This is a genomic window from Pinibacter soli (genome assembly GCF_029961145.1).
In the GTDB taxonomy this organism is placed as follows: domain Bacteria; phylum Bacteroidota; class Bacteroidia; order Chitinophagales; family Chitinophagaceae; genus Pinibacter; species Pinibacter soli.
In genome coordinates this window covers 310136-332801 of the sequence record NZ_JASBRG010000003.1, presented here as the reverse complement: position 1 = coordinate 332801, position 22666 = coordinate 310136, and the positions used below count along the sequence as shown (strand labels likewise).

Below are 22666 nucleotides of genomic sequence, written 5' to 3'. Positions count from 1 at the left end.
CTGTACTATCATGATACTATTTTACAGACTAACAATACCATCTGGTTTGTAGAAGTACTATTTGTTCTCAGACAATGTTTCCGGAATAGCGCTGTAGGCTTGCTTTAATCCACCGAGATTAATTGCAATTCTGTCAAGAATAAATCCAGGATCTACTGCGAATATTTTGAGCGTATGGCTGCCCGGTTTCATGCGATTATATGACAACTTTCGAATAGCATTGTTCCTCAAAACATTTTGCTTCCATTCCTCCGTTCGTGCAATGCTGTTCGATTTGAAATCTACTAATTGCAATGGGCCGTCATCAATTGTAAAGGCACAACGCAAGCTGTAGTTTTTGTTAATGGGATGAACAGGTATCGCATAGAGTAACAATTCAGGAATTGTATCCGTAAAGGAAACGAAATCATAAGCGAGAAATGATCCCGTCTGTTTTAGCATTGTTGCGTCAAATCTTTCTACCACAGATGAAGCAATTGAATTCATTACTGATCTTCCGGTATACCCCAGACCGTCAATTATCTCCCATTTATTTTCTGACCTGTTATTGCAGGCTGTGTAATGTTGAGCATACATCGAAACGATCCCATTCGACTCGACAAAACCGTTGACTTTGCCGGCGGGACGAAATACGTTAACCTTTACTTCGTATTTATTATTCAGGCTCTTGAAATCTACAATTCCGGTGCTATGTTCTGTCTTCGGACATTTGCTCCAATCTACATCTATCCAGACTCTCTTTTGATTTTCATTCCTCGCGGGAGCCAGGTTACCGCTTTTTGTTGACATTTTGATCCAATCAGCAGACGGCACAGCCGACCATTGAATGGATAACGAATCAGTTAAAAAAACGTCCACAAAATAATGTTGGTTAACACCTTCAAGAAAAGTGGGTAACACAAGATTTTCTGCTCCACTCGTGTCGGTTCCCTCGGGTGAAATATTCCAACCCACCTTCTTATCCAACTTTAAAGCGGGAAGTCCCGGCATTTCAAAAACCGGAAGTGCTCTTGGTTTCATACTCATCATATCTTTCCACTTGCCATTCTCCAATACCTTATTATAATAGTCCGTTTCTCTTTGAATGGTGCCATAAGCATCCTTTGCAATTGCCGTATAGTCATATGCACTAAGACGGTTCTGTTTTGAATAGATATATGCATTGTCGTGAAACAAAAACTTTTTATTCATTTGCGAAGCGCCCACTACAGGGTAATACACCAACTGATAAAATGCAGGAAATGCAGTCGAATCAATTATTTTTCGCAACCCGTTTACCTGATCCTCGAGCTGATTGTATTTGTCAATTCTGTGCTGCGCTTCATCGCCATAACTGAAATGGTTATACGTTGTAACTTTTGTAGGCGTTGTTGGTTCAACCTGGCTCCATCCCATAAACTCTGGTCTTCGTTCAAAAGCAAGATTGTAGTAGTCCCATAAAATTTCTGCTATGACTGATCCATTTTTCCCAAACACATTTTCGTTCCAATCAGTTAAATGTTTCTTGGTATAACTACTTTCTTTAAACGGCGTTGCGTTATAAGCCATGTCCATGAAGAACTGTATATCATACTCCAAAGGCTTAATGTCACCAACGTTCAACACCCACAAACGATCTGCGCCTGTTTGGTACGCCTTCATCATTTCTTCCCGGATCAGCGCAGGATGCGTTGTACCTAACCATAAATAATCATGTGGCCTGCCCCAGTAAGAAGCGTGATAATAAACACCTGACCGGCCGCTTCGTTTCTTTTCCTCTTCATTGCTTAACCGCTGGATATACCCATAGTTATCATCCGGCCAAACGAGTGTGATATCATCCGGCACTTTCAAACCTTTTTCATAGAACTCCAGTACTTCTTTATATGGCGTCAGTGCCTGTGGAACGGCGTCAATACTTTTATGATGGTATTTTTCTAATAACTCCCGTTGCTCTTTGATAATTTTTTCTAAAACCGGAACTGCTTCGGCCGCAGATTTTACCCCTTCCATTTGCCCATCATGCACACCTCTCATGCCCATCGTATATACCACTTCATTATCTATACTTTCTTTTACGCGATCTTCCCAATACTTATCGACTTTTTCTTTGTTAGTGAAATAGTTGAAATCACCCATCGTTTTTTCATTCCACTCTCCTACGTTGTTGCGTAACATTGGCTCCGCGTGAGATGAGCCAATAATGATTGAATACAACGCAGCGACTTCTTTATTTCCAGGCACTGCAAAAAAAGCCGTTGTTCCGGGATGCATGGCGGGCCAAATAAAATTTGCATTCAGGCGCAGTAATAATTCAAAGATCTTTGCATAGGTTTTGGGACCTATGTTCTTCACCGTCGGTTCAAACGTATTGGCCGCCCAGGGACGCAGTCCCCAATCTTCATCATTCAAAAAAATGCCACGATATTTTACGGAAGGTTGAGTTGAAATATATTCAGGTTGATGGACCGTTACATCAGATGATTTTTTCACCGGAACGTCTGCCCACCAATACCAGGGCGACACACCGATTTTCTGTGATAAGGTAAACACCCCATACGCAGTTCCCCTCGCATCGCTACCGCTTATTATAAAAGCCTTGTCAATATCAGGCTTTGGCCTGTCTATTACTTTGAGCGCAAAACATTCCCACTTGCCTTGCAGACTTTTGTGTATGGCCGATTTTTTATCGATGAATGATTGTATAAGATTCGATTGATGATTGCCAATTACAATCACATTACCTTTCGACTGATTTATATCGGTTACGATAACGGGACGGCGACTGGTAACACGTTCGATGTCATCCGCCAAAAGACTAGCCAAAAGAGAATCCATTTGAGGGCCATCTTTAGTGTATAGAACCATCACCGGCTTTCCATTTGCAGAAAATGAAAAATCCTGTGCATCTGCCTTCGCATTGCACAACAATATGAAAACCAAAATACCGGTGTAACGGAATAAAACGTTCATTACTATTTGTTTTTTTCAAGCGACGCCAAAATAAAACATTACATACACATCACCAATCTTTTGAATGAACAGCTATTTAACGCAATTGTATAGACGATCTTCCTTAAGCAGTATGACACACTGGACCAGAAGTCAAACACTCAAATTGGTGGTATAAAAAATGCCACGATTTTCTTAAAAAGATTTCGATTTATGGGAAAAAATATTAAATTCACAATTGACCTTAAACCCTCTCCATGTGACAGAGGTGGCGAAGCATTGGCTGACTCGCCAAATTGACAATAACCTTTGCACGCAAACACAATCCTGTTGGATTATTTCCCTTAGACACGTTTTTGACCTAACGCTGAATAGTTACAAATACTGCCTGTGACTGATGCATGCCTTAACAAACCTAAATATATGATGGCAGATTTTGGCTTCGAAATTATAAAGCACAAAGGAGAAAACAGGATTCGGTTAAATTTCCCACACATTACAAAAGCCAATAATAAAATAAGGGCTATTGCCGGTGCCAGATGGAGCAGTTCCTTAAAATGCTGGCATATTCCCGACACTCCGGAAAACAGGCGGAACTTTTGTGGAAAGGATTTTAATGTGCCTATCGGCAAGACTTTGGCTGACGTCAATCAAAAAAAATCACAAAGTTATTGCTCCCCGGAGAACCAGGCTGAATTACAAAAATATGTAACGCACCTCCGGCTAAAGGCTTATAGCGTAAGTACTATACGAACCTACCAAAACGAGTTTAGGCAATTGCTGCAAACGATCGGCAACTACCGTGTAACCAGACTTTTGCCCGATGATCTGCGAAGGTATATGCTGTATTGCATCGATAAAGAAAAGCTGACGGAAAATACAATACACAGCCGGATAAATGCGCTGAAGTTTTACTTTGAGCAGGTTTTACACCAGGAAAAAATGTTCTTAGAAATTCCGAGGCCCAAAAAGCCTATCTCGCTGCCACACTATTTTAACCAGGCAGAAATTACTGCAATAATAAAGGCTGCGGGCAATTTAAAACACAGAGTAATGCTAATGCTGGCATACAGTGCAGGCATGAGAGTAAGCGAAGTTGTTGCCATTCGAACAAGGAACATCGACAGCAATAGAATGTGCATTTTGGTAGAACAGGCCAAGGGCAAGAAGGACAGGCTTGTGGCGCTAAGCCCGGTAATATTGGTAATGTTGCGCGAGTACTGGAAAGCATTTAAGCCAAGCACTGATGGTTATCTGTTTGACGGACAGCAGAAAGGTCAACCCTATAGCAGCCGCAGCCTTCAGTTAGTGCTACAGTCGGCCAAGCAGAAAGCCGGCATACTGAAACCAGGTAGTGTACATGCGTTGCGGCATAGCTTTGCGACACACCTACTAGACAAAGGAACAGATGTGACCATGATAATGAAATTGCTTGGCCACAACGACCTAAAGACGACATTGCGATACTTACATGTAACAAACAGGGATCTTCTTCATGTAGTAAGCCCTTTAGACGACTTGAAACTGGATTAGCCAAATTTGTATTTGCGAAACTCGTATTATATAATTCTCACTTGCGTAAATTGAAATACTTTGTTAAATATCAATGGTTAAAAAATATTTCCGCAAGTATGAAGGGATGAGAAACATGCGTATATTTATGAGTTGCCTGCAACCCTATCCAGACTCCGAAACTTAAAATAAAACTAACGACATGAAACAACTCGTTCTCTTGGTTTTTATCCTAACCTCTTGTACGACAGTAAAACAACCTCCGAGTAAAATGATAGTTGGAAGTTGGGCTTACTTAACTGCAGAGCGACTAGGCGACGGCTCACAAAACGACCCGGCATCAATTGCTGAGTTTGACAAAAGAATGCTAGGAAAAATATTCATTTTTAATAGCGACGGGACTTGTAAGACAATTGTAAAGCAAGACACTACTGAAGTTGTCATCCAAGAAGGAAAATACACTATCGCACAGGACGGGCAATCAATGCAAATTTTTAATAATGAAACAATCAAAACCTCCTTGACAGATTCTATTTTTAAATTCTATTCGCAGAACAATGGTGCATTTGTTTGGCGAAAAATTAAACCATAATAGGGACTTTCACTTTTAACCTGACCATTATATTTGCTCTGGGTTGACAATACGGCAAACTTTGAATGACTGACCTTTTGGTAAATACATTAAGGCGAGACTAGAAATAATCTAAACGTATTAAATATAAATTTTTGTCTTGATGAACATTGAAACCCAAAAGCAGGGCAGCAGGCAACAGCAGGTTTGGCGTTATGTCGGCGGACTCGGCGCGGTGCTTCATCTTCAGCTCTTTGTTGGGCTTTAGTTCCGGCAGAAGAATAAATCCGGGCGGCAGAATTTTAATCATCAACTTTTAGTAATTTTATTCATCAACAGTTACGGGCCGACGGTTTTCAAATGCCGCCACAAACGCCAAGCCCGGGCACGTTGTGCGCCACTATATGACAGCCCCCCTTAACTAGAAAAATAATTGACGTTTACTTTTCTGCCAAATAATTTATAAATGCTGACTACCCGACAAAGACTTGAAATCCTAGAAGAAATCTTCATTCAAAACAACTCTCCTATCCTCAAACATTTAAATCCTGGACTGGACAAATCTGAAATTGAGTTATTTTTTAAGGAAAATAATATTTACAATAATAGACAATTACTTTCCGTGTATGAATGGCATAATGGTGTAAAAAGTGTCTATGGAGTACTTGACCCTTTATTGGAGCTCATCCCTTTTGGTAAACTATTCAACTTGACAGAACTTTTGCAGATTAGGAATATTTTTTTCGAATGGGGACAAGAAGATTTTCCAGGACGACCATTGGAGGACTATCTTCCGTTTATTGGTTCTGGCGAAAGTGATATGTTTTTACTCAACCTAAAAACTGGACAAATATTCTGCTATCAGCCGATGATACAAATCTTTGGTGAGCTAGCATTTAATTCCATTGACAAAATGTTAGACTGTATTATAGAATGCTATTCGACATCCGCGTTTACAACTGACCCTGTATCCGGCCTTGAGATGGACTGGAGAAAATATGAAATTATCTCACAGAAACATCTCCTAATCGAATAGCGGCGCACAACAAGGGTTTTGCAAAATACGGGCGACAGAATAGCGCCAATCAGCATTTGTAATTCTATTGAACTTTAGTACTTTGGCCGTAGTAAATCAAAAGTTACGGCCAAGCAAGCAGCGGTAATTCTAATTCCCGTACTTCGCAAAGCCCCGAACGTTGGCTGCAACCCATTTTAACACGCTAAAATTTGAAGAGACGAACTAAAATATTCCTTTGGACATTTATAATTTCGACTGTAATCATTTTAATAATAGTTATCGGCATTCCAACTCGGCTTATTGATAAAAATATTGATGAAAAAACTTTTAACGAAATTAAAATAGTTCAAAAAATTTTATCCGCTACGAAAGACAAAATTTCGTTGGACAGTATGAAAGGAATTTCTCCGTTAGCTCATGATGAATATGGCTATATAAATACACCGCAAGAAGTTGATAAACTTTTTTCATTCTTACCAAACGACCAACGACAAAAAATAAAAAATCTTTTTGCAAATGGACAAGTGAAGCGCATTGACATTATGAGACCAAGATGTATTCAATTTTATATAAGGAGTTCACCAAGAAATTTCTTTTTTACAAGTAGTTGGCAAACCCTTTTATTAACTTATAATGACAGTTGTGTTTGTACTTGCCAAGATAATTTAGATGCAGATGGCGAAATAAAAATTGAGGACTTAAAAGAAGGCTGGTATAAAGTACTAGCTATTACTAAAAGACGTTTACCCGAATGCTAATCGGGTATGCAGCCAACAAAGCGGTTTGGCAAAAAACTGGCTGACATAACGCAACAGCAACTTCTATTTGGCTACTCAGCTTTTGTTCTCAGCCTGACATTATAAATTTGGCGACATCAATGACAATGAACTTTTAATTATAAATTTAGCAGCAGTTCGGGCTGGACGAATTTCAAATACCAGTTCTTCGCCAAGCCCTGACGTTGCCTGCTACGCTTTGACAGACCAAACAATGGAACAAACTGACGACATTGACATTATATTGACTCTTAATCCACACGGCTGGAGCACCTGCTATTTTTATATTAGCGACAAAACTTTTGAATTTACAATAACTCACGTTTTTAATGACCCATACACAGACTTGATTTCTGCTTTATCAGCATTGTTAAACGGACAAGACGATGTTTCTTTCTTTTGGTTAGGTGAGCCAGGTGGACAAAGAATTAAAATAAGCAGACTTTCTTCGCAGCAGCACAAAGCACTGGTGACAATCGAAGATTTTGGCGAGTCTTTTCATGAAGAACCAAAATCATTTGACTTGAAGCTGGAAATTGAAATGAAAATAAAACAGTTAATTACACTCTTCTATTTTCAGTTGTGTAAGACTAATGCTTTACTGCAAGACACACGGTTTGCAAAGGACAGGGCTAAAGAATTTCCATTTCAAGCTTTTCATCAATTTGACAGACTTGTAAAATCTTACATGAACATTTGACAAACGGATCACGACACAGCAGGCAACAAAAAGTTTTGCGTCAGCGGGGCTGACTCAGGTCGAGCCCAAGCATCGGTTTCATTTTTCGGCTTCGGCTCCGGGTCGACCCAACTCAACCCGCCAGTAGAATGTCTTTAAACTTTTAATCTAAATTCGGCTTCAGTTCCAGGCAGGAAGAATTAATTTCCCCGCCGAACGCAAAGCCCTTACGTTAGCGGTCAGCTTAAAACGACATCCTTCACGACATTGATAAATAAAGAACTTCTCATAACGACAATTGTTTTTTTCCTGATAGTTAATACAACATACTATTGGAAAGGCAAGTTGGGACTATTTGCATTTCCTGCATTTGCAATTTTGGTGCTTGTTTATTTTGGACTTGCGATTGCATTGCTTAGACAAATTTATTTTGCAATCAAAGAAAGACTTGCAGACAAAAAAAGTTTTTTTATTATTGGACTTATAACAATTGTGTTGGCTTTGACTTTTTTCAAACCATTCGGACTTATAAATTTTGACAGGCTTGAAGGCGATAATGTTTTACTTGCAGAAAGAGAAGGTGCAGCAAATTGTATGACAACTTTCAAATTAAAAGATGACTTCACATTCAAAGAACAAAACGTTTGCTTTGGAGTGACAGAAGTTAGTGGAAAGTATCATTTACAAAACGACACGATTTATTTTGACAATGTAGAATTAGGCAGACACGAAAATGAATTTTACAAATTTGCTGTTATCAAACCTTCAAAGTTTGACAATTCAAAAATACTTGGCGACTTGATAAGATACAAAGACTTGACCGACACAGTTGGACACGAACTTTGGATAACAAAAAACGAATTAAACAAATTGCAGGACAAAAAGCCGAACCGCTAACATGGGTTTGCTGCAAGTGTGGCTGGACGTTGGCAGCATCGGCAGCAGCTCTTTACTCGGCTTCAGTCCGGGCTTGGCGGAATGCTATTGGGCTTTTAGTTTTTAACTTGTACTTTTAGTTCATCAATCAGCAGCGACACCGGTCAGACGGAACACGGAATGCCGCCACATCGCCAATGCTTTCCGTTGGCTGCAAAGTTAAAAGGTACATTCGACAAAAGTGATACATGGCTGAATTTTGGTGACAAATGGCACGTCATACCATATCGAGGACATTGTCAACGATGAAAAGAAAAAACTTGTATTAGGTTCCTGCTGAAAAACACCAGGGAAAATAATAACTGCTTGCTAATTGCAAATACAAGAAATGATTTTATGAATAAAATAAAATTTCCGACTGGGTCTTCTTCTATGTTTTTTATTTCACTCAATGAAGATGTAGAAAAGATGTTTGCCAAAACAAGTTTGCTAAAAAAAAGAAAGAGGTTATTGTGGTTAAAGATGGAATTTTATTTTGGGGTTCACATAAGTTCCTATGTTATTCTTTTCTTGGTTCATCCCCAAGGAATAATTGGTCCTTTGATGAATTATATATTTATAGGCATCTCAGGAATGCTGCTGGCATTTAATGTGTCACATGATGCTTGCCATGGAACATTTTCAAAAAATAAGACGGTAAATTATTGGCTTTATCACCTTTCATTCAATATGCAGGGCACTAATGCTTATCTATGGAAAATACGTCACACGACTTCTCATCATCTTTTTCCAAATGTGGATGGGTGTGATGCAGATATTGATAATAACCCTATCATCAGGCTTTCTCCTCAGCATCCACTAAGAAAATATCAAAAATATCAGCATATCTATTCTATTTTAGTTTATTGCATATATACGTTACATTGGTTCTTGATCAAGGATATTTTATATTTTTTCAAAAAGAAGATTGCTAACTTACAAAACATAAAACATCCAATAAGAGAATCAGGGTTATTTATTTTTTGGAAGCTGCTGTATTTATTTGTTCTCATTTATTTGCCTGTCAAATCAGGATATTCATTTCATATTATTATTTCATGTTTTATACTAATGCATGTCATAAATTCTCTGTTTTTTATTCATACACTTATCGCAACGCACTTATGTATGGAAACTCAGTTTCCTAAAACAGACCACAATGGTCTTTTGCCTTATGATTATTACGTTCATCAGTTGGCTACGTCACTTGATTATTGTCCAACAAATAAAATTTACAATTGGTTTCTTGGAGGATTCAATTCGCACGCAGCACATCATTTGTATCCAAAACTACCCCACACAGTTTATCCGGAAATTTCTATGCTTATAAAACAAAAGGCAAAAGAATTTAATGTCCAATATAATCAACTCAGTTTATTCAATAGTATCAAATCCCATTACAGGTATTTGAAAATGATGGGAAGTACAACATAAGCCTAGCTACTTTAGCCAGGACAACCTAGTCAAAGGCAAACTCTGCAGCCAACCTCGCATTGCCAAAAGTCAGTGCAAGACATTGAAACTTGTACATCAGCAATATGGCAGCAGTGGTTCGGGGCTTGACTTTATCAATTGTGCTTTAGTCGTTAATTTCAACCTTATATTTCCAATTTTGCATCAGCACCAAGCAAGAGCGCATCGAATCCCCTGCCTTTCTGCAATGCAAATACGTTGGGCGAAACTTAAATTAATCTAAATGCTTCGGAAAAACTTTCTTGACTTGCCTATAACAGCGGTCTGGCAAAAGGCGGGCTGATGTGCTTCGTAGAAACATTTGAGCAAGATTTAGCTTTTTTGCTTCGTATGAACTTTAGTGCTAAAAATCCCGGCCTTCGCCAAGCCGCGAACCGTTGTAGGCTATGCTGACAGACCATTACAGTAATTTAAGCTGACAATATTCACCTTAGTAGAATTCAAATACAATTGCTTGGACAAAGCATATAAATATTTGGGGTATTTTTTTCTTTTGTTGATACCATTGATAATCGCTGGATTTTATAAAACATACATTGTTCAGTTTCCAAACTTTAACGAAAGGATTACTTATTTCATCCACATACATGCCTTCATAGCAACGGTATGAATTGGAATATTAATTGCCCAACCTTTTTTAATAGCAAACAAGAAATTCGCTCTTCACAGAAAAGCTTCATGAGGAAGGAATTAAAGATGGTTAAGCTTACTGATGTAGATTGGACAAAATATGAAACTATCAAACAGAAATATCTCTTATTCGAATAGCGGCTTACAGCAAGGGTTTTGCAAATACCGGCTGACGAACATCGCCCATGAACATTTGCAATTCTAATCAACTTTTGTACATTGGCGGTACAAAATAAAAAGTTAGGGGCCAAGCGAACAGACGGAATACTAATAACCAACCTTCGTAAAGCCCGGAACTTTAGCGGCAACCCCAGACAACAACGTTAGATCACAAAAATTTCGGACGGCCTGGAAAAATGAACTGAGTTAAAGTGCAATAACATTAACAACAATAAATGGCAAAGACCCTTGCAGAAAGCTTAAAACCTGTTTCAATAGATTGGAACACGCTTCACAAGAACTATAATCCCCTATTAAATTTAGTAAGAGAGCTGATAGGCATTATTCCCAATTGCGACCCGACACTAGAAATATGGCAACCCGGTTTCCGTACCTACAACTTACTGGTGCCAAACATGTTTAACTTACCAAATACGCTTTTCAGCAGCAAATCTTTTAAAGCCTCGATGGGCCTTGCCATGTATGCTTCCAGCAAAGCCGCATGTGCATATTGCACAGCCCATGCCTGTTCTTTTGCCTTGCGAAGAGGAGCACGCAGTGAAGCTATTGCCGGCTCTCGCACTGAAAAGGAACAATCTGTGGTAACACTGGCTGAAAAGTTGGCGCACATTCCGTCATTGTTATCTATTTCTGATGTTGAAGCAGTTCGTAAGCACTTTTCAACAGCCGAAACTGAATGGTTGGTATATTCAATAAGTATGATGGGCTTTTTAAATAAATTCATGAATGCTATGGGGGTGGAATTGGAACAGGAAGCCATTAATGATACTGCTGAATTGCTTTCTAATACAGGCTGGAAGCCGGGAATACATGCAAATAATGGCTACAGTATTACAAAACCGTTTTCCCCTCAACAGGATAACTTATTTACCTATTTGCGGGTAATGCGCCAGGCTCCCGGAGCAGTGCTTTGGGAGAAAAAATGGACAAAACGAGTTCCCTCTGACTACGAAACAGCAAGTAATTTTCTTAAGAACCAAACGGGCTATTCATTTCCCATTCTTAAACCTGTAAAGCAAGGCAGAGTAGTGCGGACGTTGACTACCGCTCTTCGAGACAACCTGGATAATAAACTCACAGTAACAGGATTGAAAATTAAAATGTATGCAGGGTATGTTTTCAGCATCCTGGTGCATAACGATATGCTTAAAACGGAAATCAAAAATGTATCTGTACACACAGCACCCGAGTTGAGTATCGAATTGTTTAACCAGTTGGAGGAAATAGCTCTTAGGGAAATCCCAACGGATATCACTAATTGTAACAAAACAATTGCTGAACTTCAGCAACAACTTTCATTGACAGAGAAAGAAGCTGGTATATTGTTTTTAGCAATTGCATCATCCCATAGTCCTTCACAGGTAAATGATGAGGTAATAGAAACAACATTGAAATTGGTAGAGCCGGCAGGTGTAGTGGAAATAGTTGTGTGGCTATCTGTCCTTCAATTACTAAATAGATTGAGCTGTTATTATACTCTTATCGAAGCATATTAGTTATTTGCCAACTTAATTTAAACGGTTAAAAAATGATTAATAACACATGGGACACACAAATAGAAGTGAAAGATAAAACAATTTTAAAGTGTGTATTAACGGAATAAAAAAGCTCTGAACGTTACGCGCAATTAACTGTATATTCAACGAAACATTTCGCTTTGTAAACACATGGCTTACGAGAACTGTACAGCGAAAATCCGTCGGATCGCCTCAGGATGAATTATAAATGAATGTTTAATCAAAGACAACTTCACTCTTATTCTTTTTTCTTGAGATCAGTAATCCCGTTATAACAAGAACCATTCCGGTGATGGTGTACATGCTTATCACATCCTTCAGCCACCAAGCGGCAATTAAAAATCCAAACAAAGGACACAGGAACAGCCAAAGCCCTGCTCTAACAGGGTTGATGGATAAAAGCCATAGCCACAACTGCACGGCAACAATTGACACGGGAACAGCCAGCCAGGATACTGACAACCAAAATGTTTTGGTAAAATGGTTTTGCTCCGGCTTATAAAAAAGCAAAGCAACCGGCAACAAAAACAAGCCGCCCAATAAAGTTTGCCATCCATTGATAACAAGCAAAGAAAGGTTGTCCCATTTTCTCGAAGAGAAATAAATGGCCGCCCCGGAATAACACAGCATGCTAAACAATAAAAGCAGCAAGCCGCCCGCCGTTACAGATGCATTGCTGAATAGAGGCCACGCAGCGCAACCAACGCCGATAGTACAAATCAATAATGCCAAGATAATGCGCCATCCCATTTTTTGTTTTAAGAAAATAACAGAAAGGAAACTGATAAAAACAGGATTGGTTGCAACTGCCAGCGAGCCGATTCCTGCTGTTACCGTTTGCATGGCGACTACATAACAACCCAGATAAATGCTGATGTTCAGCAATCCATAAATAGCAATTTGTTTCCACTCCTTGCCCGCCGGCAATCTCTTACGCTGTATTACATGTGCAATAAACAAAACTATGCATGCAGCCAATGCAAACCGTACGATGGCAATCACCAAAGGCTGCGCCACTGCCAGCCCTGCCTTGGTAGCTGTACTCGCAGAGGGCCACAGTATGGCAAACAATAATCCGGTAACCAACCATTTTATACCGCCAGCTTTTGATGTTTGCATTATTTTATTGTTGCAATAATTGTTTTCTGTAAAAGGTGATTATCTGTTGCCTGCAAGTATTCTACAATAAAACACAAGAACCTTCAGACTGATCAAGGGCAACGAGTTTTGCTTTGTAACCCTTCTTAATTTTTCCCAATTCACGATCTAGGCCCATCAACCTTGCAGGATATAAACTGCACATGCGAATCGCCTCTCCCATTTCAATACCACAATGATTCACCAGGTTCAACATTGCCTTATGCATGGTTAATGCGGAACCGCTTAAAATACCAGCGGCTTCATATTTGTCTCCTGCGAGTTCATGCTGGTAGTGCCCCTTATCTGTTTGCGTAACCGCATCGGTAATAACAAACAACCTGTTTTTCATAATGGCCTTCGCTATTCTCACGGCTGCAAAATCAACATGATGACCATCCGGAATAATACTTGCCATTACCGTATCATCATCCATTGCCGCGCCTGCAAGACCGGGTTCACGATGTTGTAACGGGCTCATAGCATTGTACAAATGGGTAACAGCTTTTATGCCACGACCGAAACTTTCCGTGGCTTTTTTGTAAGTAGCATTGCTGTGTCCGGCAGAAATAACAATACCATGGGAAAGAATCAGATCAATCACTTCATAGCTACACTGCTCGGGAGCCAGTGTTATTATTTTAATTACCCCATTTCCGTAATCCAATATTTCCTTTACTTCATCTACTGAAGGCGAACGAACGAGCGATTCAATATGTGCACCCCGTTTCACAGGATTGATCCATGGGCCTTCGAGGTGTATTCCTAAAACGCCCTCACCTCCCCGGTTCCAATAATTTTTAATGGCATCTGTTGCCTTCTTAAAAACATCGTAATGATTGGTAGCAACGGTTGGCATGCAAAAGGCTGCACCTCCATCCCGACAATATTTGTTCAAATCACTTAATGCTTCAGGCGCGGGATATTCAGAAAGCAGTTTTCCATTTGCTCCGTATATCTGCAAATCGATAAAGGCCGGAGCAATGATTGGATTGCAAGGGAGATGCGTTTTGAGGTCGGCAGGAAGTTCGCTTTGCGAAACCACATCCTTAATTATTTCTCCATCAATAATAATGGCCTGATCAGTCAGCCATTCCTCACCAGTAAAAATCATTTGCCCAATATGGACCTTGTAATTATACAATTGTGTATTACTGTTTGATTGCGTGTTCAAGATGTTGATTTAATATTTGCGTACAATACCATTCCTGTCTCGGCAGGTGAAACGGCCCTTTGTACAGATTACCTTTCGCCGTTTGCGCCACGGTTCCATCCCTGTGAAGATAGCCAAACCATTCGCCGTTTTTTGCGTCATGAAATTTCTGGTAAGCATAATCGTGCACCAGTTTGTGCCAACCTGCATACTTTTCATTGCCGGTCATTAAATACGCAAGCAATGTGGCGATGATCACTTCGTTATGCGGCCACCAGAATTTCATATCCTGCCAATATTCCTGCACAGGCTTGCTATAAACATCTCTAAAGTACAGAATTCCTCCATACTCTTTATCCCAACCTCTCTCCCACATATAATCCAGCATTTTACAACCAAGAGATATCAAATGTGGATCGTTGTTACGATACCGCGCCTCGTGCAGGATAAACCATGCACCCTCTATAGCATGTCCCGGGTTGAGCGTGCGCCCATCAATATGATCAATGATGCTACCATCAGGCGCAACATGCTCCATCACACATTTGATGTCGTCCTTCACAAAATCTTTTTCAATTTCTGCAATCCATTTCTGAATCCATTCATCACAGCGCGGATCGCCGATGGTTTCTCTTAATTGCTGCGCGGTATTAATCATGATCATAGGAACGCCAATGCCTTTTGACCTTCTGGTTTCTGTAAACTTCGGAAGCATTTTCTTTTCACCGCTTGCATAGGCTATACATTCGCCAAACACGCGTCTCGCTTTCTCTGCAGCTTCTTCATTGCCACTTGCCTTTGCATAGGTGGCGGCAGCAATTACATAAAATGTTTCTGAAAAAAAATATCGCCTCTTTCGGATCGGCTTCCCGTCCCTCGTTACATGAAAAAACATTTGCCCATCTGTATCGAAACAAAATTTGTTGAGGAAATCATAACCGAGTTTTGCACCCTGCAACCACTCTTCTTTTTTCTCTACAGTATTATATAAAGTTGACAGCAACCATGTCGCACGCCCCTGGATCCACACGGCTTTGTCATCATCAATTAATTCGCCATCTGCGCCTCTCATAAGCAAAAAACCACCGTGCTCACGATCAAAGGACCGGGGGAACCAAAATGGAACGGTGTCGTTCAACAACTGCTTTTTATAAAAGTCCTGCAAAGCAATTAAATCCTGTTGCGAATATTTCATCATTTATATGTTGAAGAAGTCAATTAATATCTAGTTTAAAAGTAGATGCCGGCAATGCTGCTCCATTCTCCAGATTAGCGTCAGTAAAAGGTTCCCACGCGTACAAAACTGTTTTGGGTGTTGCCTTTGGGTCAATATGAATAACAACCTCATTTGCATTAATGAAAGCCTCCGATGGAACGGGACGACCAAATTCGTCGAGGATTTTAAATCCTTTCAGTGGTTCTTTTTTTCTTGTTTGTAAGTGATCTGCATACTTAAACGAAACAATTATATGATCATTTTCCCGCACAGCTTTTACAGGCAATGGTCCATAAGGCACCACATCTTTTCGTCCATAATAAAAATTCAGCGCCAGATTTGCAAGGCGCTCTCCTACCGGTGCTTTCAAAGGATAGTGTACATTCAACGAATCTCCGAGGTCGCTTGTTACTGCCATGCCTGTATTTGGGATAACTTTTAACATTTGCAACTGGCTGTAACGAAAAGAGGGCCACGAAGGTCTGTTGATGGATGAAAGTTGTACGTAATAAAACGGAAAGTCATAACCCCATTGGCTTCTCCAGCTTTTAACAAGTGCTGGAAAAACTGCTTCATGCAGTTCGATATTGTGCGCATTGCTTTCGCCCTGGTACCAAATCACTCCTGCAATAGGAAAGCCAATAAAAGTTTTTATGCCTGCCTCGAAGTTATAACAAGGCTCGTAAGGATGTCGCTGTTTGGGATTGTCTGACTTGCTCAAATTCGTATCTGCACGTTCCCTTACCCATGGTTGAAAAAAATCTGACTTGCGCCAATTCGTTAATTCATTTACCAACACCGGGTCGTGCTCCATTGTGTAGCGATCAATCCATGATTCAGTGGTTGAACCGCCTACCGCTACCTGTATCAAACCTATAGGAACCTTCAACTCCGACTGCAATTTCTTACCGTAGAAATAAGCAACAGCAGAAAAATATTTTACAGCCGTCGAATCACAATGCTGCCAGGTACCGGAAAAATAGGATAGTTCATTTACTTTTTGAAGTACCGGTTGATCCCATGCATTATTATCAGTTTCAGCAAAAGGCTGCATTCTCAGTAGCCTGAGCGTGCTGTTTTTTTCTGCAGCAGACATTTCGTTTTTATCCATTATCGCATCGCGTACCCTGAAATACATATTGCTTTGCCCCGAACAGAGCCAGACCTCTCCCACCAAAATATCTTCCAGTGTCACGGAGCCGGAAGAAGAAATAAAAGTTGCAGTGTAAGGCCCGCCCGCTTGCATGGCAGGAAATTTCGCATCCCATTTTCCATCTTCGCTTGCGGTACAGGTTTCTTTCTTTCCATTAAAACTCACAACGATTTTTTCATTTACATTGGCTGTGCCATAAAAATGTATCGCTTTGTTTCTCTGCAGCACCATGTGCGATTCAAATACAGGAGCTAGCTTAAAACCTCCAAAATTGCCCGATAGCTTTTGATACACTGTGTTTGCAAGTATCAACGCTCCAGCCTCGTTTGGATGCAATGCATCTGGGAATAAATCCGGCCGCGAATAAAGTGGTGAGTGAAAATCAATTAAACCGGTTTTGTTGACTGTAGCAATCTGTGGTATTAAATTTTGTATTTGCCAGAACCAATCCCGCGTACCGGATTTAAATATAGGATGATCGCTGAATATGGGTGTCATTTTGCAAATGAAAATTTTAACTGCGGGGTTTGATTTACGCAACGTGTCGATGAGCCATGAATAATCTGGTAAAAATTCGTCGCGATAATTTGGCCAGTTACGTGGATCCGTATCATTTAGTCCGAGATCAATGATGGCAATGTCGGGACGAAAATTAATGGCGTTGGCAAACTCTTTTGTCTTACTGTATGGATTGTGTCCATGGCGCAAGAGCGTGGCTCCGCTGTGTCCAAAATTCCTCACGAGATAGCCAGCACCTAACAATTGCTGCAGTTGAACAGGGTAAGATGTTTTCGATGGCTCTTTATGAAGATATCCATAGGTAACAGAATTGCCTAAACACGCAACTTTGATGGGTTGTTGCGAAAAAATAAAATTACAGATCAGGCTTAACAGAAGTGTTACGAAGAATCTTTTACCGAGCATTTAATAAACTGTTTAAAATATGCTTTTATCGTTTAAGAAGTCCTGTGGAAACGCGTTGAACGCGTCTCTTTTGCACGGATTGCGGTCACATAAAAAATGTACAACCGTGTAACTTTTTGGTGCATTTCCATGGTGCCTACAGAGACACATTCAATGCGTCTCTACGGGTTACCCAACCATTTACCTTACAATATCACTTACCGGCACTTTTACAAAGTATAAATCCCTGATCCCTTCATACAAAATCCCAATGGTGTTGTCATCAATTTTCGTTAAACATGAATAGCCGTAACATTGCCTTTCATCAACCAGCAATTCGTTTGCATTCAACCACGTTACGCCCATATCCAGACTTGCCTTAATGGTCATGTTATATCGACCGGATTTTGTTGCAGGATTGCTAAAGAACAAAACGTCTTTCATTTTTCCATGTACCATTACCCTCGCCCTGATCAAACTTCCCATGCATACAGGATCCACCAATGCGTTGTATGAGGATGAATGTTCGATCCACGACTGACCCATGTTTGCAGAGGTTGCAACACTTCTGTAAGAGCCTTTATTGTCTCTCATGTTTAGCATCAATACGCCCGGTGATGTTTCTATTACCTGGCTTTCTGTTGTATTCGATTTTGGCCCGGCCAATTTTCCCTTCCATGTAGTACCATGATCATCGCTGTAGATAATGGTTGAGTAAGGAACATTTTTAGCGTCCCAGTATTGTGCAGGGAAAACAAGTTTTCCATCATGCATCATAATGCCTTTTCCGGGTCCTTGGAAGAAAAGTTTCCAGGCAGGATCCTTAATCTGCGCTGTTATATTTATTGGTTCGCTCCATGTGTTGCCGTCACGGTGCTGCCACCTGGTCGGCGTAATAAACTTTAGGAATGTCAGTATTTGTGTTGGTAGGAGACCATGCATTCTTTTGCCAGTCGATGTAATTGAATGTGCCTTGATAGTTACCCAATGTCCTTGCTACGAGATCATTGTAAATCGTGTGACCCAAAGCAAACTCAAATCGTGCAGACAAACTAAGCCCTTTATAACTAACGTTTGCTGAGAACCCGCCTGTCCATCTTGGGAAGATGTTACCAATGTAAACCTGGTCACGAGAATCGATGGTGTCGTTTTTGTCAACATCACGCCAGTTAACATCTCCCGGTGCTATTTTACCTGTACCGTAGTTCACTCCAGGCCCGCTTATTTGCGCTACAACATCTCTCCTGTTGCCGGCCAGTTTTGTAATTTCTGCGTCACTGGTAAAGATTGACTCCTGTTTAAACGCATAGATCGCGCCAAGCGGCTGTCCTTCCTGCAATCCGGAGACCCAAACAAGTTGCTTTGAATTAGGATCATAAATTTGAATCAGGTTTGCTGCACCGGCGCCGTTTTGCCTGTTATTCGGCTGCCCGTTATATGGCAGTTGAAGAATTTTATTTTTAACGTAACTGGCATTTGCACTCACATCTATTCTTAAGCCGTTGGGGTTGTTAAGCACGTTTGCATTTACCGTAAATTCATATCCTTTATTTTGATAAGTACCTAAATTCGTTCTTACTGAACTGAAGCCGGTGTAACCGGGAAGCGCAAGATTGGTTAAAAGATCACTGGTTCTTCTATCGTAATAATCGAAGATGATAGTTACCCGGTCACGCAAAAGACCAATGTCAGCACCTACGTCAGTTGTTTTACTTTTCTCCCATCGCAAATCCGAATTCACAACGCTCGTATTTAAGAAGCCTGCATTGTTATTGTATAAACCTACACTGCCATAAGTGCCTTGTACTTCATACCTGTCAAGCCCTGCTATATTTCCGTTCTGCCCATAACTGATACGCGGCTTAAGTGTAGAAACGACATTGCTGACTTTTGAATTACGGAAAAACTTTTCGTTTTGCATGTTCCATCCGGCAGAAACACCAGGGAAGAAACCATTTCTGTTGTCTTTCGCCAGGCTTGACGCCGCGTCCATTCTAAACGAACCATTGATGATAAAACGCTGATCAAATACATAACCTACACGGCTAAGTGCAGATATCATCCTGTACTCTGATTTTGTAGAATAATTAGAGCCCGCAACAAAAGTTGTCGAAGCATTCACTGTTGAAATATCATCGGTCGGCGCATTGGTACCGGAAACCTGCATAACCATGTCTTTTATACCATAGTATTCAGCACCAACCATTGCAGTTACATGATGCTTTTTTGCGAAGATTTTGTCATAGTTCAGATTACCTGTGAATTGTTGTTGAAATGATCTCGAATTGTATGCAACAGAAGCCCTTGCCGTGTTGCTATATGAAGGAGGGTTGGAAAAAATATTGGTATATGTTTGCGTTGCACGCTGAAAACTTTGATCAATCTGTTCAGCCAAATAACCTGAACCTGTTGCTTTGAAATAGAAGCCAGGAAGGAAATCCCATTTAACTGAAGCATTGGCTGTTATTCTGTCTATCTCATCGCTTCTATCCTGTTTACCCAGCCAATACAAAGGATTACCATCGTTCACGCCATTGCCCGGATTGGGTTTGGTTTTAGCGGAATCCAGCCAAGGATTCATGGTTGGCCATATGCTTAGGTTCCGGTAAAGATTGTTTACCTCTGAGCCATTTACACCCAACTGTGAAGACGTTGATAAATTCACACCTGTCGATATCTCTATGTTAGGCTTTACTTTATAAGAACCATTCAACACACCGGAATAACGTTTATAACTTGAACCTACGATAACACCGGGCTCATTGTAGTAATCAAAACTGGCGAAGTACTTGCCTTTATCGTTACCACCTGTAACGTTAACGTAATGATCTTGCGTGTAAGTATTTCTAAAAACAAGATCTTCAATCTCTCCACCATGATCTTTAAAAATAATCGTTCCGCCATAAGGATCACCCACGGTGTCCCAGCCTTTAGAAAATAAATCATTCATAGAGGCATCATATTTCCTGATGTCGAAAATGGCAAGATCAGCAGCGCCTGTACCGGTGGTCACACCGCCAACGCCCGCAGGTAAACCATAACCTCTTGATGTATTTACCTGGCTAAGTGTTCTGCCTGAATTAAAATTGCCCAACCTGTTGTAATAAATATAATCGTGCGCATTTAAGTAAGTATATCCTTTTCTTCGTTGGTTGTACCCTCCTGTAAACTTATACGAGATCTGCGCTACTCCGGTCTTGCCCTGTCTTGTGGTAATTAAGATTACACCATTATTTGCTCGTGCCCCGTAAATGGATGTAGCAGCAGCATCTTTCAACAACTCAATTGAAGCGATATCTTCCGAGGCGATATCGTTATAGGAACGGATGATACCGTCTATCACCACAAGCGGAGATCCTGGGTTATTGATAGATGCACCTCCTCTTAACAAAATCAATGGAGAGGCGCCCGGTTGTCCGGTAGCATTCACCACCTGCAAACCCGAAATTGTTCCCTGCAATGCACTTCCAACGTTTGCACGTGGTGCATTTTCCAAAACCTTATTATCCAGTTTGGCAATAGCACTGGTAATATTTCTGCGGTTTTGCGTTCCATATCCCACCACTACCACTTCACTCATTTTATCGGTGGCCTGAGTCATGACCAGATTCAGTCTCGACTCCGTACCAACAGTAACTTCGAGCACCTGGTAGCCGGTGTAAGAACACACAAGAACATCTTTAGCATTTGCAGCAATAGTAAAATCGCCGTTTGCATCAGTAGCCGTTCCACGTTTTGTTCCTTTCAGTAAAATGTTAACACCATCAAGCGGTTTGTTCGATTCGCCAGCAAGGATGCGGCCCGAAATCTTTGCTTGAGAAAAGCCAACAATGGCAGATAGGAAAAAGGAAATAAACATTCCAATTCGCAGCCAGGCAAGTTTCATAAAAGCAGTTTTATTTTAGTATTATGTATGACATAATAAAGTTAGATAGAATTTTACATTCCACCCAAAAAAAGTTTTGGCTTTTTTGGGAGAGTCTTATTTTGTAGCCGCGGCAGTTAAGGAACCGAAACTTGTAGAGACACATTGAATGCGTCTCTACAGGCGTTGAACGCCGCCAGACAACGAATAGCATCTTGAAAATTATGTTTGACTTAATAAAAGCAGACATATTATCTTTGGCCGGACGTTTAATATGTACCAATAATTAAAGAAAAAGTGAAGGAAGTATTTAAATCAATCGATACACAATCACTGGTTGACAAAGTAGAGGACAGCCTGATCAACCTTTTACATGAGCGAAAACTCAAAGTAGGCGACAGCATTCCAAAAGAATTAGAACTTGCGTCTGCACTCGGTGTGAGCCGGACCGTTGTACGCGAAGCATTAATGAGGCTAAGGATGATGGGGCTGATTGATACACGGAAAAAGAAAGGTGCAGTTATAACCAGTCCCGACATTTTTGGCAACCTGGCAAAGAGTCTGAATCCATACATCTTAAGCGATGATACTTTAAAGGAAATTTTCGAAATACGCCTGGTACTTGAAGTAGGAATGGCGGATCTTTTATTCAGCCACGTTACAGATGGTGACATTAAGGAACTGAAGGAGATCGTAAAAAATGAACCGCTCTCTGCTAAGCACCGTATGTTTGAAGCATCATACGAAATTGCGTTTCATGGAAAATTATACCAGATCACAAAAAATGAAACGCTTAAAAAATTCCAGGGATTGTTATTACCAATATTCGATTTCGTAGAGAAGAGTTCAATTTTTAAACCCATTCCAGGCACACAAAAATTCACTTCGCACAAACAACTTATAACCATTCTTGAGAAAGGCACACCGGAAGAATTCAGAAACGGCATGCGCAACCATCTTGAGAATCATTTTGCGCGGCTACGATTGAACAAAGGAGGGAAATAAGTTCCTTACACGTTTTAAAAACTATCAACTTA

17 protein-coding genes are annotated in these 22666 nt (G+C 40.4%); 9 read left to right on the top strand and 8 right to left on the bottom strand.

What is annotated here, in order from left to right; genetic code table 11:
* Nucleotides 1-57: 57 nt before the first annotated feature.
* Complete coding sequence (locus QJ048_RS05795; RefSeq protein WP_282333388.1) at nt 58-2952, bottom strand: glycosyl hydrolase 115 family protein; 2895 nt, start codon at nt 2950-2952, stop codon at nt 58-60.
* A 402-nt stretch (nt 2953-3354) separates the two neighbouring features.
* On the opposite strand from QJ048_RS05795, the gene QJ048_RS05790 reads away from it, so the two are divergent.
* Both QJ048_RS05790 and QJ048_RS05785 read left to right on the top strand, forming a co-directional pair.
* Nucleotides 3355-4464, top strand: a complete 1110-nt coding sequence (locus tag QJ048_RS05790) for a tyrosine-type recombinase/integrase (RefSeq protein ID WP_282333387.1) — start codon at nt 3355-3357, stop codon at nt 4462-4464.
* A gap of 181 nt (nt 4465-4645) precedes the next feature.
* A complete protein-coding gene (locus QJ048_RS05785) occupies nt 4646-5035 on the top strand; it encodes a hypothetical protein (protein ID WP_282333386.1) in 390 nt (129 codons plus the stop codon).
* A 100-nt stretch (nt 5036-5135) separates the two neighbouring features.
* Here the strand turns inward: QJ048_RS05785 and QJ048_RS05780 are convergent, their stop codons facing one another.
* Nucleotides 5136-5324: a hypothetical protein gene (locus QJ048_RS05780; RefSeq protein ID WP_282333385.1), complete on the bottom strand. Its 189-nt coding sequence runs from the start codon at nt 5322-5324 to the stop codon at nt 5136-5138.
* A 156-nt stretch (nt 5325-5480) separates the two neighbouring features.
* Here QJ048_RS05780 and QJ048_RS05775 point away from each other — a divergent pair, with 156 nt between their 5' ends.
* From QJ048_RS05775 to QJ048_RS05750, 6 genes are all read left to right on the top strand, one after another.
* Nucleotides 5481-6050, top strand: a complete 570-nt coding sequence (locus QJ048_RS05775; protein ID WP_282333384.1) for a hypothetical protein — start codon at nt 5481-5483, stop codon at nt 6048-6050.
* A gap of 191 nt (nt 6051-6241) precedes the next feature.
* Nucleotides 6242-6790, top strand: coding sequence for a hypothetical protein (locus QJ048_RS05770; RefSeq protein WP_282333383.1), 549 nt, complete (start codon nt 6242-6244; stop codon nt 6788-6790).
* Between the two features lie 232 nt (nt 6791-7022).
* The gene (locus QJ048_RS05765; RefSeq protein ID WP_282333382.1) at nt 7023-7508 is read left to right on the top strand and encodes a hypothetical protein; all 486 of its coding nucleotides are present in this window, start codon (nt 7023-7025) and stop codon (nt 7506-7508) included.
* 246 nt (nt 7509-7754) lie between these two features.
* Complete coding sequence (locus QJ048_RS05760; RefSeq protein ID WP_282333381.1) at nt 7755-8384, top strand: hypothetical protein; 630 nt, start codon at nt 7755-7757, stop codon at nt 8382-8384.
* Between the two features lie 375 nt (nt 8385-8759).
* A complete protein-coding gene (locus QJ048_RS05755) occupies nt 8760-9836 on the top strand; it encodes a fatty acid desaturase family protein (protein ID WP_282333380.1) in 1077 nt (358 codons plus the stop codon).
* A 1064-nt stretch (nt 9837-10900) separates the two neighbouring features.
* Nucleotides 10901-12181, top strand: coding sequence for a carboxymuconolactone decarboxylase family protein (locus QJ048_RS05750; RefSeq protein WP_282333379.1), 1281 nt, complete (start codon nt 10901-10903; stop codon nt 12179-12181).
* A 237-nt stretch (nt 12182-12418) separates the two neighbouring features.
* Here QJ048_RS05750 and QJ048_RS05745 read toward each other — a convergent pair whose 3' ends face one another.
* The 6 genes from QJ048_RS05745 to QJ048_RS05720 all read right to left on the bottom strand — a co-directional run bounded on the left by QJ048_RS05745 (nt 12419) and on the right by QJ048_RS05720 (nt 21650).
* The gene (locus tag QJ048_RS05745; RefSeq protein ID WP_282333378.1) at nt 12419-13321 is read right to left on the bottom strand and encodes a DMT family transporter; all 903 of its coding nucleotides are present in this window, start codon (nt 13319-13321) and stop codon (nt 12419-12421) included.
* 61 nt (nt 13322-13382) lie between these two features.
* Complete coding sequence (gene nagA, locus QJ048_RS05740) at nt 13383-14513, bottom strand: N-acetylglucosamine-6-phosphate deacetylase (RefSeq protein ID WP_282333377.1); 1131 nt, start codon at nt 14511-14513, stop codon at nt 13383-13385.
* Nucleotides 14491-15687 (bottom strand): AGE family epimerase/isomerase, encoded by a 1197-nt coding sequence (locus tag QJ048_RS05735; RefSeq protein WP_282333376.1) that lies wholly within the window; start codon nt 15685-15687, stop codon nt 14491-14493. Before QJ048_RS05735 ends, nagA begins: the two co-directional genes overlap by 23 nt.
* A gap of 19 nt (nt 15688-15706) precedes the next feature.
* Nucleotides 15707-17785, bottom strand: coding sequence for a GDSL-type esterase/lipase family protein (locus QJ048_RS05730; RefSeq protein WP_282333375.1), 2079 nt, complete (start codon nt 17783-17785; stop codon nt 15707-15709).
* 180 nt (nt 17786-17965) lie between these two features.
* Complete coding sequence (locus tag QJ048_RS05725; RefSeq protein WP_282333374.1) at nt 17966-18706, bottom strand: sialidase family protein; 741 nt, start codon at nt 18704-18706, stop codon at nt 17966-17968.
* The gene (locus tag QJ048_RS05720; protein WP_282333373.1) at nt 18633-21650 is read right to left on the bottom strand and encodes a SusC/RagA family TonB-linked outer membrane protein; all 3018 of its coding nucleotides are present in this window, start codon (nt 21648-21650) and stop codon (nt 18633-18635) included. Before QJ048_RS05720 ends, QJ048_RS05725 begins: the two co-directional genes overlap by 74 nt.
* Nucleotides 21651-21926: 276 nt before the next feature.
* Here QJ048_RS05720 and QJ048_RS05715 point away from each other — a divergent pair, with 276 nt between their 5' ends.
* Nucleotides 21927-22634, top strand: coding sequence for a FadR/GntR family transcriptional regulator (locus QJ048_RS05715; RefSeq protein WP_282333372.1), 708 nt, complete (start codon nt 21927-21929; stop codon nt 22632-22634).
* Nucleotides 22635-22666: the final 32 nt, after the last annotated feature.

Coding starts and splice junctions, on each gene's coding strand:
- QJ048_RS05795 (WP_282333388.1), bottom strand. CDS start 2,952: ATGAACGTTTTATTCCGTTACACCGGTATTTTGGTTTTCATATTGTTG.
- QJ048_RS05790 (WP_282333387.1), top strand. CDS start 3,355: ATGATGGCAGATTTTGGCTTCGAAATTATAAAGCACAAAGGAGAAAAC.
- QJ048_RS05785 (WP_282333386.1), top strand. CDS start 4,646: ATGAAACAACTCGTTCTCTTGGTTTTTATCCTAACCTCTTGTACGACA.
- QJ048_RS05780 (WP_282333385.1), bottom strand. CDS start 5,324: ATGATTAAAATTCTGCCGCCCGGATTTATTCTTCTGCCGGAACTAAAG.
- QJ048_RS05775 (WP_282333384.1), top strand. CDS start 5,481: ATGCTGACTACCCGACAAAGACTTGAAATCCTAGAAGAAATCTTCATT.
- QJ048_RS05765 (WP_282333382.1), top strand. CDS start 7,023: ATGGAACAAACTGACGACATTGACATTATATTGACTCTTAATCCACAC.
- QJ048_RS05755 (WP_282333380.1), top strand. CDS start 8,760: ATGAATAAAATAAAATTTCCGACTGGGTCTTCTTCTATGTTTTTTATT.
- QJ048_RS05750 (WP_282333379.1), top strand. CDS start 10,901: ATGGCAAAGACCCTTGCAGAAAGCTTAAAACCTGTTTCAATAGATTGG.
- QJ048_RS05745 (WP_282333378.1), bottom strand. CDS start 13,321: ATGCAAACATCAAAAGCTGGCGGTATAAAATGGTTGGTTACCGGATTA.
- QJ048_RS05735 (WP_282333376.1), bottom strand. CDS start 15,687: ATGAAATATTCGCAACAGGATTTAATTGCTTTGCAGGACTTTTATAAA.
- QJ048_RS05730 (WP_282333375.1), bottom strand. CDS start 17,785: ATGCTCGGTAAAAGATTCTTCGTAACACTTCTGTTAAGCCTGATCTGT.
- QJ048_RS05725 (WP_282333374.1), bottom strand. CDS start 18,706: ATGCATGGTCTCCTACCAACACAAATACTGACATTCCTAAAGTTTATT.
- QJ048_RS05720 (WP_282333373.1), bottom strand. CDS start 21,650: ATGAAACTTGCCTGGCTGCGAATTGGAATGTTTATTTCCTTTTTCCTA.